The sequence below is a fragment of the Christiangramia sp. genome (genome assembly GCF_029937855.1).
In the GTDB taxonomy this organism is placed as follows: domain Bacteria; phylum Bacteroidota; class Bacteroidia; order Flavobacteriales; family Flavobacteriaceae; genus Christiangramia.
The window spans coordinates 16,119-29,398 of record NZ_JAPYPC010000024.1; the positions used below are offsets into that span (position 1 = coordinate 16,119).

The 13,280-nt window shown below is 38.5% G+C and carries 10 protein-coding genes; 6 read left to right on the forward strand and 4 right to left on the reverse strand.

Annotation, left to right across the window (positions count from 1 at the left end):
* Positions 1-10: 10 nt before the first annotated feature.
* On the forward strand, positions 11-256 hold the full coding sequence (locus Q1K34_RS12630) for a uroporphyrinogen decarboxylase (RefSeq protein WP_300439449.1): 246 nt from the start codon (positions 11-13) through the stop codon (positions 254-256).
* Between the two features lie 8 nt (positions 257-264).
* Here Q1K34_RS12630 and ppgK read toward each other — a convergent pair whose 3' ends face one another.
* Together ppgK and Q1K34_RS12640 are read right to left on the reverse strand one after the other, a co-directional pair.
* Positions 265-1,011 (reverse strand): polyphosphate--glucose phosphotransferase, encoded by a 747-nt coding sequence (gene ppgK, locus Q1K34_RS12635; protein ID WP_300439451.1) that lies wholly within the window; start codon positions 1,009-1,011, stop codon positions 265-267.
* A 216-nt stretch (positions 1,012-1,227) separates the two neighbouring features.
* Positions 1,228-1,911 (reverse strand): cell division ATP-binding protein FtsE, encoded by a 684-nt coding sequence (locus tag Q1K34_RS12640; protein WP_300439453.1) that lies wholly within the window; start codon positions 1,909-1,911, stop codon positions 1,228-1,230.
* A 159-nt stretch (positions 1,912-2,070) separates the two neighbouring features.
* Between Q1K34_RS12640 and Q1K34_RS12645 the strand changes: the two genes are divergently transcribed.
* Together Q1K34_RS12645 and Q1K34_RS12650 are read left to right on the forward strand one after the other, a co-directional pair.
* Positions 2,071-5,091 carry a tetratricopeptide repeat protein gene (locus tag Q1K34_RS12645; RefSeq protein WP_300439456.1) on the forward strand — a complete coding sequence of 1,007 codons (3,021 nt, stop codon included), beginning with the start codon at positions 2,071-2,073 and terminating at the stop codon, positions 5,089-5,091.
* Between the two features lie 26 nt (positions 5,092-5,117).
* On the forward strand, positions 5,118-6,854 hold the full coding sequence (locus Q1K34_RS12650) for a TonB-dependent receptor (RefSeq protein WP_300439459.1): 1,737 nt from the start codon (positions 5,118-5,120) through the stop codon (positions 6,852-6,854).
* Here Q1K34_RS12650 and Q1K34_RS12655 read toward each other — a convergent pair whose 3' ends face one another.
* Positions 6,855-8,255 carry an amidohydrolase family protein gene (locus Q1K34_RS12655; RefSeq protein ID WP_300439461.1) on the reverse strand — a complete coding sequence of 467 codons (1,401 nt, stop codon included), beginning with the start codon at positions 8,253-8,255 and terminating at the stop codon, positions 6,855-6,857. It abuts the gene before it with no gap.
* Positions 8,256-8,260: 5 nt separating this feature from the next.
* Positions 8,261-9,196: an AmmeMemoRadiSam system protein B gene (gene amrB, locus Q1K34_RS12660; RefSeq protein WP_300439464.1), complete on the reverse strand. Its 936-nt coding sequence runs from the start codon at positions 9,194-9,196 to the stop codon at positions 8,261-8,263.
* A gap of 284 nt (positions 9,197-9,480) precedes the next feature.
* Here amrB and Q1K34_RS12665 point away from each other — a divergent pair, with 284 nt between their 5' ends.
* From Q1K34_RS12665 to Q1K34_RS12675, 3 genes are all read left to right on the forward strand, one after another.
* Entirely contained in the window at positions 9,481-11,115 is a 1,635-nt protein-coding gene (locus tag Q1K34_RS12665; protein WP_300439466.1) for an amidohydrolase, read from the forward strand.
* 123 nt (positions 11,116-11,238) lie between these two features.
* Positions 11,239-12,171, forward strand: a complete 933-nt coding sequence (locus tag Q1K34_RS12670; protein ID WP_300439469.1) for a peptidylprolyl isomerase — start codon at positions 11,239-11,241, stop codon at positions 12,169-12,171.
* A gap of 542 nt (positions 12,172-12,713) precedes the next feature.
* A complete protein-coding gene (locus Q1K34_RS12675) occupies positions 12,714-13,268 on the forward strand; it encodes a YfiT family bacillithiol transferase (RefSeq protein ID WP_300439472.1) in 555 nt (184 codons plus the stop codon).
* The last annotated feature ends 12 nt before the right edge of the window (positions 13,269-13,280 follow it).

A 13,280-nucleotide genomic window follows, 5' to 3' on the forward strand; every position in this document is an offset into this window, starting at 1 on the left:
TTTTAAAAAAATGACTGAATTTCTAGGAGTTTCAATTACTGAATGGATAGGATATTTTGCCTCCTTCTTCGTCCTTCTTTCATTTCTAATGCGAAATATTGTGACCTTGCGTTATGTGAACAGTATTGGGTGCTTGTTTTTCGTAGCATATGGAGTTCTCCTGGATTCCTGGCCAATTATTATTACCAATGTCGCCATTGTAAGTGTGAATTTTTATTATCTGTTTATTAATAAGAGAAAGCCTTCTGAAGCTTAGGTCGCAGATCAAAAAAGGTGTTTATTTTTAGCGGCGATTGCAGCTCCCAGGATTCCGGAATTATTTCTTAATTCAGCAGGGATAAGAGGAGTATCTACCTTTAGATATTTTTCAAATTTGTCCCAGTCGTTAGAAATTCCACCGCCTACAAGAATAACATCAGGATTTAGAATTTTGTGAATATAATTCAGAAAAACATTGAAGCGTGAACCCCATTCCTCGTAGCTTAAATTCTGTTCCGTTTTAATGGAAGAAGCGGCCCATTCTTCAATTTTTTCAAAATCTTTATACGGAATCTGGCCAAGTTCAAAATTAGGGATGAGTTCACCATCTATATAAGCACCACTTCCCAATCCGGTTCCTACGGTGATCATCAGCACAAAACCTTCTTTTCCTCTCCCTGCTCCAAATTTTACTTCAGCAAGTCCGGCAGCATCGGCATCATTGATCACTGTAAATTGTGTTCCTGTCGTTTTTTCGAAAAGGGCATCAACATCAACATTTACCCATTCTTTACTTAGGTTTCCTTCATGTTTACAAATGCCATTTTTAACGATAGTTGGAAATCCACAGCCTACGATACCGGTATAATTAAAATGATCCAGCATTTGTTTTACAGCTAGAGCTATGCCTTCGGGTTCTCGTGCTTCGGGTGTAGGAATACGATGGGTGGCGGTGTTTATTTCTCCGGTTTCCACATTTACTATAGCCCCTTTTAGACTGGAACCACCTATATCTATTCCTAATATTTCCATCGATTAAGTTGAAGAGCTCACAAGGTATCAAAAATGTTATTCTTCAGGAAGAATTTTAGGAATGATTAAGACGATCAAATAAATTGCGGATGCTTTTAGAGGTTTATTACTTTGAATTAAGTAGAGATTACAATTCTACATTGAGACTGCTTCGTTTCACTCGCATTGACAATTGTTTGGGAGTCATTGCGAACGGAGTAAAGCAATCTCGCTTTATTACACCGATTTCTGAACCACCTCAAAAACACGTTGCCCATCACATTTTAAAGTTTTAGAAGGATATTTGAGTAGAAGCGCGTAATCATGTGTGGCCATTAAGATGGTGTTCCCATTTCTGCTAATTTCCTGGAGTACTTCCATTACTTCTACGGAAGTTTGTGGATCGAGATTTCCGGTAGGCTCATCTGCAAGGATGAGTTCTGGATCGTTCAATAACGCCCGGGCAATTGCCACTCGTTGCTGCTCGCCACCCGAAAGCTGATAAGGGTATTTAAAACCTTTGGTTTTCATTCCTACTTTGTCCAGTACTTCATCTATCTTACTGTCCATACCTTTCTGGTCTTTCCAGCCGGTAGCTTTTAAAACGAACAGGAGGTTATCCTTAATATTCCTGTCTGTAAGTAGTTTAAAATCCTGAAAAACCACCCCCAGTTTTCTGCGCAGGTAAGGAATGTCTTTTTCTTTTAAAGTTCTAAGGTTAAAATCCACAATATGGCCTTCACCTTCAGTAAGCGGAAGATCACCGTAAAGAGTTTTCATAAAACTACTTTTCCCTGTTCCCGTCTTTCCTATGAGATATACAAAGTCACCCTTGTAAACAGTGACATCTACTTCAGATAAAATAAGACTTTCGCGTTGGTAGATCGCTGCGTTTTTTAATTCCAGAACTGTTTCAGCCATGAATTTCTAACGTTGATTTGGGTTGTAAAATTATACCCAAATATACATTTTCAAAAGGCTTGACATACTTTTTTTTCCATTAACATAATTATAAAACTTTATCGGCGTTATAGAAGCAAGCTTTAAATTATCTTTGAATTCCAATCTAAAACACAATAAATGACACTTAAGAGAGCTTATCTGCTAGTCGTTTTTATATCTATCTCATTTTCGGCTATTTGTCAGCAAACTGCTACCTATACACATGATTTAGTTGACTTTAATCGTGCTCTGGAATTATATAATAATGAGCAATATCTTGCGGCCCAGAATCTTTTTGATGATGTGAAAGACAAGACCGATGATGAAAAGATCAAAGGAGATGCGGCTTATTATATTGCCAATGCTGCGGTAAGGTTGAACCAGCCCGGAGCCGACAGGTTAATGGAAAATTTTGTTACAAGATACCCCACCAGTACCAAAACAAATTCGGCATACCTGGATGTGGCCGATTATTATTTTCAAACCGGAAAATATGCACTTTCCAGAAGATGGTATGATCGTGTAGACGAAAAAGCCATGAGCAAAAAAGACCGGGAACGTTTTTATTTCAATAATGGATATGCATATTTCAGGGCTAATCAGTTCGAGGAAGCGCAAACTTATTTAAACCGGGTTCGTGATTCCAAAGGATATGGGGCTCAGGCAAAGTATTATCTTGGTTATATCGCTTATGAAGGTGACGACTATGAGGAAGCCAATGAATACTTTGAAGAAGTAAAAGGCAACGATCGTTATACCGAAGATCTTTCCTATTTCCAGGCAGATATGAATTTTAAACTTGGAAATTTTGAAAAAGCCATCGAGCAGGGACTTGAACAGCTTCCGAAATCTAACCGACAGGAAATTCCGCAGTTAAATAAGATTATCGGTGAGAGTTATTTCAACCTTGGTAAATATGAAGAAGCCATTCCTTATTTAAAAGGATATAACGGAATGGGCGGCAAATGGAATAATACCGATTATTATCAGTTAGGCTACGCCTATTATAAGCAAGGAAATTACGAAGCTGCCATCAATGAATTTAACAAGATCATTGACGGGAACAACGCCATTGCTCAAAACGCTTATTATCACCTGGCACAATCCTATCTGGAGTCAGACCAAAAGCAACAGGCATTGAATGCATTTAAAAATGCCAGTGAGATGGAATTTGATGCAAAGATCCAGCGGGATGCCATGCTGAATTATGCCAAGCTAAGCTATGAGATAGGAAACTCGTATGAGAGTCCGTCACAGGTATTGATCAATTATTTAAATAAATATCCAGATTCTGAACAACGCCAGGAAATGGAAACTTTACTTATAGATTCTTTCATTACTTCGAAGAATTACGAAGAAGCAATGCGATTGCTTGAGAACAACAGGAATTTTAGCGATAAACAGGCTTATCAAAAAGTGGCTTATTTCTACGGACTGGAACTTTTTGAAGAAGGTGATTATTACGCTGCAATCGAGAATTTTGACAAGGCATTAAAGGAACCAAGGGATCAAAATATCACAGCAAAAGCCACATTCTGGAAAGCTGAAAGTGAATATAATGTAAACAGGATGGATGATGCCATTCTGGGTTATCGCGAGTTTAAAGGAATGAGTGCTGCCAGGAATACAGATGAATATGAAGACCTTGATTACAACATTGGTTATGCTTACTTCAAAAAGAACGATTATTCGCAGGCTGTAAATTATTTTAAATCCTATGCTTCTAGTTCTAATGCTGAAGGAGCGAAAAAGAATGATGCGCTATTAAGATTAGGGGACACTTATTACGTTACCAGCCAGTACTGGCCGGCCATGGAGGCTTATCAAAATGCTATTAATAATGGGGTGAGCAATGCTGATTATGCCGCTTTTCAAAAAGCGATCAGCTATGGATTCGTAAATAAAAATGATACTAAGATTGAAGAATTGAACAGTTTTACAGGAAAATATCTGCGTTCTCCTTATCGTGATGACGCGATGTATGAACTGGGTAATACCTATGTGGCAAACAATAACAGCGATCAGGCGATACAATCTTATAACAGGTTGATCAGGGATGTTCCTGAAAGTGCATTGGTACCAAAAGCCATGTTGAGACAGGGGCTTATTTACTATAATAATAATGAAGGAAATAAGGCGCTGGAAAGGTTGAGAAAGATCGTTGCTGAATATCCTAATACTCCGGAAGCCAAACAGGCAGTTTCAACAGCAAGAAACGTTTATGTTGATTTGGGAAGAACCGATGAATATGCGAGTTGGGTTAGAAACATAGACTTTGTAGAGGTAAGTGATTCAGATCTTGATAATGCCACTTACGAGGCTGCAGAAAATCAATATTTAAATAATAATACAGCGAAAGCTATTGCAAATTTTGAAAAATATATTCAGAATTTTCCAAATGGGATCCACTCTATAAATGCCAATTTCTATCTGGCACAGTTGTATTACAGAGATGGGAAAATTGAAAAATCCATTCCGAATTATAAATACGTGACCAGCAAGCCTAAGAATGAATTTTCTGAACAGGCACTGGCAAGATTGTCCCAGATCTACCTGGAGAAGAAAGATTATACCCAGGCACTTCCATTACTTGAGAAGTTGGAGAAACAGGCAGATAATGAGCAAAATGTGGTATTCGCCCAGCAAAACCTGATGAAATCTTATTATGAAACAGGAAATTTCAGTAAGGCGAATGAATATGCTGAAAAAGTCCTGAATAATTCTTCCGCAGAAGCTGAAGCCAGGAACGATGCCAGGATTATGGTAGCCAGGGCTGCGATAAAATCCGGTAATGATCAGAAAGCACGTTCAGCTTATAAAGAAGTTCAGAAAACTGCTACCGGAGAATTGGGTGCAGAAGCGCTTTACTACGATGCATATTTCAAGAATAAAGATGGGAACTACGAAGCTTCGAATGCCGCGGTTCAAATTTTGGCGAAAGATTTTTCAGGATATAAATTATGGGGAGCAAAAGGTTTAGTGTTAATGGCAAAAAACTTTTATGCACTTGGAGACGCTTATCAGGCAACTTATATTCTGGAAAACGTCATCAAAAATTTTCAGAAATATCCAGAAGTGGTTCAGGAAGCACGAGCCGAATTGTCCAAAATCAAAGCCCAGGAAGCAAAGACCAATTCTTCCGTAGAAACAAATAACTAAACTTAATCTAATAGATTCACTGCTATATGCGATTTAAAGCGATCAAGAAACGTCTGTTTTTTACATTGTTCATATTTAGTGGGATCCTTTATGCCCAGGATCCTATTGGAAGTGAAACAGTAACTGTAGTAAAACCATATACTCCGTCGGTGAGGGATGCGAGCAAGATCAAAGCGACACCCACAAGAAATGATTCGGTGAGCCTTCAAAAGAAGCCCGTGCAATATTCTATATTTTCGGTTCCTGTTGCTTCAACATTTACCCCGGCAAAAGGAAGGGCCACTACGGTAGAGCGGGTAAGACCGCCAAAGGTATATGATAATTATGCGACCCTTGGCTTCGGAAATTACTCCAATGTTCTGGCTGAATTTTATTCCAGTATGGAAATAGACCGAAGCAGCAATTTTGGGATTTTCCTTACCCATAATTCTTCCCAGGGCGGAATAGAAGATGTTTATCTTGATGATAAATTTTATGACACAGAATTAAACCTGAATTATAATACCCGGAACCGGGATCTTTCCTGGCTGGCAGAAGTTGGCGCAGAACATCAATTGTTCAACTGGTATGGATTGCCAGAATATAATATTCCGGCAAATCCTGAGAATGATCCTACATTGAACAGCCTTGACCCGGCTCAAAACTATTATTCGGTATATGTAGGTAGTGAGATTGAGCTTTATGATTCATTCTTTGATAGTGCGAATGCACGTTTTCGCCATTCCGGAGATTCCTACAGCACAGCCGAGAACCATTTTACCGCAGAGGGACTTTTTGAAATAGAAATTGCTGAGGAATTGATAACTACAAAAATTGGGGCTGATATCGTGAATGGAAAGTTCGACAGGATGTATGATTCTGAAGTTGGTTATGATTACACCTTTATGAATTTTAATTTCACACCAAGCCTTCTTATTTTACGGGATGATCTTAGCATTAATTTGGGAGTGAATTTCGTATATGGGATGGATGTAGAGAACAGCGAGGGGGACTTTTATCTATATCCGGCAGTTTCTGCGAGCTACAGGCTGGCAGGGGATTATTTTACCGCTTATGCCGGTGTAGACGGAGATCTGCAGCAAAATTCCTATTATAATTTCTTTCAGGAAAATCCATACGTATCCCCGACATTGAATATAAAGCCCACAGATAATGAATATAAAGGTTACCTGGGAGGTAAGGGAAAACTTAGCAATGCCGTTTCGTATAATGTACGGGCAAGCTATCAGTCACAATTCAATAAAGCGCTTTTTAAAAGAAACTATGATGCTTCAACCCTGGAAGGCGAGCCTTATACCTACGGAAACAGCTTTGATGTAGTTTATGATAATTTAAAGACGCTGTCTTTTTATTCTGAATTGAATGTGGATGTAAATAGGAATTTCCGATTGGGAATTAATGCTGAATTTTTCGATTATAATACAGACGTTCAGGCAGAAGCATGGAACCTGCCTGCCATGAAAGCCAGTTTAAATGCCGATTATCAGATTACTGAAAAATGGTATACCGGCGCAAATCTATTTTATGTGGGGGAGCGTAAAGACGAGAACAGATCTATAAGCCTTGTTTTTAATGATCCTATTGTAACTTTAGACAGTTATTTTGATGCAAATGCCCATTTGGGATATCGTTTCAATGACCGGCTTTCAGCTTTTGTAAAAGGGAGTAACCTCCTGAATAATAACTACCAGCGCTGGTTAGATTATGATGTTCAGGGAATTCAAATCCTAGGCGGAGCTACCTATAAATTTGATTGGGATTAATTAATCCTTTAAAGGTTTTAATAAAGTACCCGGAGTATAAATTTTGTGATTTTTGATAACACGATCTATACTTCGGGTATTTTTTATGTATTCTAGAGGATTCTCATCCAGGACGATGATATCTGCCACTTTTCCTTTTTCAAGACTTCCAAAAAATTTCTCAAGTTCAAAGAATTTGGGTCCGTTAATGATGGAAGTTTGGAGTGCCTGCGCGGGTGTTAATCCTGCCTCCACTAATGCTTCTAATTCCGCATGAAGGGATTCACCCGAATATACAAACGAATTAAATGCCCCGGAATCTGATCCTGCCAGGATGTTTACACCATTTTCAAACATGGGAACTATCATGGAAGCTGCAAGTTCCTTCATTCGCTCCCTCATAGTACTACCAGAAGCTTTGGCACGTTTGGCGCTCTCAATCCTGCCTTTATAGGTTTCCTGAATACCTTTACCTATATAATTTCTAAGTGAATCCTGGCTGTGATCTTCATCAGCTACGTTTGAAAGTACTTTACCAATGTGTAAAGTGGGGGTCACGCTTACATTTTCAGAAGCTAGTTTTTGATAAACCTGTTTGGCAAGATCTTTATCAAAAGTGTCAAAAATATAGGGCATCATACCATATCCCAGGTCGGTTTTTGAAAGACTGTCGGCAATTGGAGAACCGGCTTTGGCGATATAATACATATGTTCCACTCCGTCCAGACCAAGATCGATCGCTTTCTGAAGATTTGCGCTAAGCGGCACATGGCTGGTAGTTTTAAGCCCTCTTTTTTCGGCTTGTTTAAGGATCTCGTAGTAAGTTTCTTCCCTTAAACTTCCATCATAGATTTTTACATAATCCACCTTCATATTTTCCAGGGAATCCAGGGCATGATTTATTTCTTCGGAAGTGCTAACTGGTAGAGACCCTTCCCAGGCAGGATTTTCTCCATCCAGTTTAGGGCCTGATGAAAAGATATCGGGACCGGCCAGCGAATTTTCTCCAACCTGTTTTTTCCAGTTCAGGACCGATGTCGAAATATCACCGCCGGCGTCCCTTACTGTGGTTATTCCAAACGCCAGAAATAATCCCAGAAGATCCTTGTTTTCTTTGCGTAAGGAATCACCGCCCCTAAAATGTACATGCATATCCCATAAACCTGGCATTACATATTTATTATTTGCATCCAGTTTTTCGTTTGCTTTATGGTCGTCAAAATCTTTCATATCACCTACCAACCTGATTGTGTCGTTTTTTATAGCGATAAACTTTTTATTCTGAATCTCATTATTTTGAACATCTACAATTTTCGCATTGGTGATAATAAGGTCAAACTTCGGGTTTTCGTTTTCTTTATTTTCCTTACAAGAGAAAATCAGAAGCAGGATAATAAAGCTAATTGCTATATTTTTCATCATAATATTTATTTATAAGCCATTCCGAGATATGCTACCCAGTGTGTTGGTTTAGAGGGAGCGGTGGTCCCCATCCCCAGGTCTTCCACTTTTATATGTTCATTTTTAAGGCTGGAACGGTAATCCAGCATTTCTCCGTGTAATTTTCCGTTACCGGTCAACTTACTTAATTCATTCGCTAAAAGAAGACCGAATGGAACCGAATAACGTCCGCACCAGGTCCATTTATATTCCTTATAATTATCTGTCTGAACGGTATAGCTATTAAAAGCTTTAATCTTAGCCTGACTTAATTCTCCTTTTAGCGTTTCCTCAATAATCTTTAAATCTTTCTGATGCGCTTTTTCATTTCCTTTTTCGTCAGTTCCAAAAGGAGCAAGATCACTTCCGGCCCAATCTTCACTGCCGTAATGAATGGCATCATTGGAGATCACCACCGCAAGATCTCTTCCATAATCAAGATTTTTATTTTTCATTATTTCTAAGATGCTTTCTGAAAGCATCTTAGAATATCTTTGCATATCTTCAAATTTCATATAGGGGACAAGAATTGGGATTATTTCTATCTCCTTATTTTGATATTGCAGAAAAGGGAGGATTGCTTCCAACGAATGTTCCAGTTGCATCATGCTATCATGAACCACATAAGACTCCTTCTCAAGATGCTGAAGTAATTCATTTCTCAATGCTGAAATTTTCAGTTCTCCGTAGGGTGCTTCCCATGAGTTAAAGGAACCCAATATCAATTTATCCTGAAGATCATAATTTCGAGCACGATGAGCTACACCAATTAGTACAACGATATTTGCTTTTATTCCAGAGAGCGTTTTTGCATAAAGTCCTGCAGCATATTTATAATCATCATGAGGATTTATAACCGCCTTATAAATTTCCTTATTCTCAGTTTTATCTGAATCGTTTATACGGGCAACAATGCTGTCCATTTGCCAGTGGTTTTTTGCAAAACCTATGGAATCATGAAACTTTCTAATTTTAGTACCAGGTGAATTCTGGGCTGTTGAATTCAGAAGGATAAGGGAAAATATCAGAAAGCAAGTCGATTTTAATTTCATGGAACATTTGATTTCAGAAAGCTCTAAAATAGGACTTTTATTAGAAATTCTGCAATGAGTTGTGGTACTCCTTATATGAGGATGCTTTTATAATTTGAGCTTCTCTATAGATTTCTAAAAAGCTTTCTTTATTTTTAGCCAAATTTTTAAAAAAAATGAGAAAAATACTCGAACTATTATTTTGTAGCATTATTCTGGTTAGCTGCGGCTCTCAAAAGGAAGAAGCAGATCTTTTAATTTTTAATGCCAATGTTTATACGGTAGATGATGAATTCGGTAAAGCAGAGGCTTTTGCCATTAAAGATGGAAAATTTCTGGAGATAGGACCTTCCAGTGCTTTAAAAGATAAATATGAGTTTACTGAAGAGTTAGACGCGCAGGGAAAACCGGTATATCCGGGATTAATTGATGCTCATGCACATTTTTATGGCCTTGGAATGCAGCAGCAACGAGTAGATCTTACCGGTACTAAAAGTTTTGAGGAAGTAGTAGCGAAGATTGTTGAATTCCAGGAGAAGAATAAAACAGATTTTATCGTGGGACGAGGATGGGACCAAAACGACTGGCAAGTGAAGGAGTTCCCGGTAAAAGATACGCTGGATGAACTTTTTCCAGATACTCCCGTGGCGGTGACCAGGATAGATGGGCACGCCATGCTGGTAAACCAGGCGGCGCTGGATAAGGCGAATATCACTACAGAAACAACCTTTGATGGCGGGGATATTGAACAAAAAAATGGAAAGCTTACTGGTATCCTTGTAGATAATCCTATGATGTTAATTGAAAAAATCACCGAAGATGTAGATCAGGAAGTGCAGGCAAAAGCCTTGCTGGCGGCTCAGGAGATCTGTTTTGGATATGGCTTAACCACGGTAGATGATGCCGGGCTTGATAAGGCAGTTATTGAATTAATTGATAGTTTGAACAATACTGGCGACCTGAAGATTAGGTTATATGCTATGCTTAGCAATAGTAAAGAAAACCTTGATTATTATTTAGATAAGGAACCATACAAAACGGATCGTTTAAATGTTAGATCTGTTAAATTTTATGGAGATGGCGCCTTAGGTTCCAGAGGTGCGGCTTTAAAAGAAGAATATTCAGACAGGCCAAATCATTTTGGAGCTTTGCTTTCTCCAGTTTCAGAATTTAAGGAAACAGCGGCCAGAATTGCTAAATCTAAATTTCAGATGAATACCCATGCTATTGGTGATTCTGCCAATTACCTGGTTTTAAAAACCTATGATTCGCTGCTGGCAAATGGCGACGAAAGAAGATGGAGGGTAGAACATTCGCAGGTAATAGATTCCGCAGATTTTAAATATTTCAGTAAGAATATTATTCCTTCTATCCAGCCAACGCATGCTACCAGTGATATGTATTGGGCTGAAGAAAGGCTGGGAGAGAAAAGGGTTAAGGGAGCCTATGCTTATAAAAAGTTGCTGGACCAGGCAGGGATTGTCGCCCTCGGAACTGACTTTCCGGTGGAGCAGGTTAATCCGTTTTTAACTTTTTATGCATCGGTAGACCGTCAGGATACAGACAATTATCCTGAAGATGGTTTTATGAAAGATCAGGCATTAACCAGAGAAGAAACCCTTAAGGGAATGACTATTTGGGCCGCGTATTCCAATTTTGAAGAGGAAGAAAAAGGAAGCATTGAAGTGGGGAAATTTGCAGATTTTGTGATCCTGGACAGAGACCTTATGGAAGTGGCGATAGATAGTGTTCCAGATACTAAAGTGATTTCCACTTTTGTAAATGGAGAAAAGGTGTTTAGTGGAAAATAAAAACTGAAATACCTGCAGGGTTTTTAAAACCTTGCAGGTCTGTAAAACCTGGCAGGCGTAATAAATCTTGCAGGTCTCTTATTTCAATTAAGTATCTTTGCAACTTATTAAAAAAATAAAGAAATGAACGACGGATTATATGCTAAATTCCATACCTCCAAAGGAGAGATCCTGGTAGAGTTGGAACATGGGAAAACTCCCGGAACAGTAGGAAACTTTGTAGGTCTTGCAGAAGGGAAAATAGAAAATGACCCTAAAGACAAGGAAGAACCTTATTACGACGGATTGAAATTTCATCGAGTAATCCCCAATTTTATGGTTCAGGGAGGAGATCCCCAGGGAACAGGTGCCGGTGGCCCGGGATATCAATTTGATGATGAGATTCATCCTGATCTGAAGCACGATGCTCCGGGTAAACTTTCCATGGCCAATGCCGGACCGGGAACTAATGGAAGTCAGTTTTTTATAACTCATGTGGAAACACCATGGCTCGACGGAAAACATACGGTTTTTGGAAATGTTGTAGAGGGGCAGGATGTGGTAGATAAGATCCAGCAGGGAGATAGTTTAGAAAAAGTAGAGATCATCCGTGAAGGAAAAGATGCTGAAAACTTTAATGCTGTAGAAGCTTTTCAATCTTTTACTGCTGAAAAAACCAAAAGGGAAGAAGCAGAAAAGAAAAAAGCTGAAGCGGAAGTAGAAAAACTGGCAGCCGGATTTGAAAAAACAGATAGCGGACTTCGTTATAAAATCATCCAGAAAGGAGATGGGATAAAAGTTGAAAAAGGAAAAACAGTATCTGTGCATTATAAAGGTCAGCTTGCTGATGGAACTGTATTCGATTCTTCTTACAAGAGAAATAAACCACTGGAATTTCCAATTGGAGTAGGCCATGTAATTCCAGGTTGGGATGAAGGAATCCAATTGCTCGAAGTTGGAGACAAAGCCAGGATGGTAATACCTTCAAATCTTGCTTACGGAGAAAGAGGAGCCGGCGGAGTAATTCCTCCAAATGCGGTACTTATCTTTGATGTGGAATTAATGGCTGTGAAATAGATTTTTCAGTTCTATTTAGCTTAATGTGATTACGTCGCCCTGAGACCCATGATAAAAAATTATCTAGCGTAGGAAATTGACATATTTTAATAAGTTACTTGTTCATTTTTTCCATTGATGAAAAAACGAACCAAAAAAATCTAGGCTTACGAAACTCTATCTAAATTTATCGTTCAGCACCTAAATTTTAGGAACTCGCCATTGAGATGATTTTTATAGAAAATTTGTTTAGCTCAAACAGCCTAAAATTTCACGGTGCTTACACTTCAAATTTTACGATAAATTTTCGATAGGCCGGGGAAATGGAGGCTCTTAAAATTAAGTATTTAACTTTATGATTACTAATTTTAGAAATACGTCAATGGTAACTTGTTTCAGGGTCTTAATGAATATACTTGAGATGCTGAAACAAGTTCAGCATGACGATCAATTTAGTTTCTCCTTTTTAAAAACTTAATGGGATAATAGAAACTTAAAAAAAAATGAATAATATCTAATCATAAAACGCGCTGAATTCTCAGCGCGTTTTTTTATTTTTAAGAATGACTAAACAAGAACTTGAAGAATTAGAAAGTCTAAAATATCCTATTGGGAAATCTGAGATCCCGAAAGATATTTCTTCAGAAGATATTAAAAGGTGGATCACAGAGATAAGCGAATTACCTGAAAAGCTGACAAAAGCCGTTAACCCCCTCTCAAAAAAACAATTAGATACCACGTATCGGCCAGAAGGCTGGACCTTAAAACAATTAGTACATCATATTGCCGATAGCCACATGAATGGGCTGCTACGATTTAAATGGGCGCTTACCGAAGATGAACCCACCATAAAAGTGTATAACGAAAAATCATTTGCAGAGCTTAATGATTCAACTTTAGCGCCTGTAGATATCTCTCTGGATTTCCTCAGGGCATTGCATGCGAGATGGGTGATCTTACTGGAGAATATGAGTTCTTCCGATTTTGAAAGGACTTTTGTTCATCCACAATCAGGAACCAGGTTTAAGCTCAAGGAAATGCTGGCACATTATTCCTGGCATGGCCGGCACCATTTTGCCCATTTAAGTAACCTGATAAAAAGCAAAGGCTGGCAATAATGCCAGCCTAGA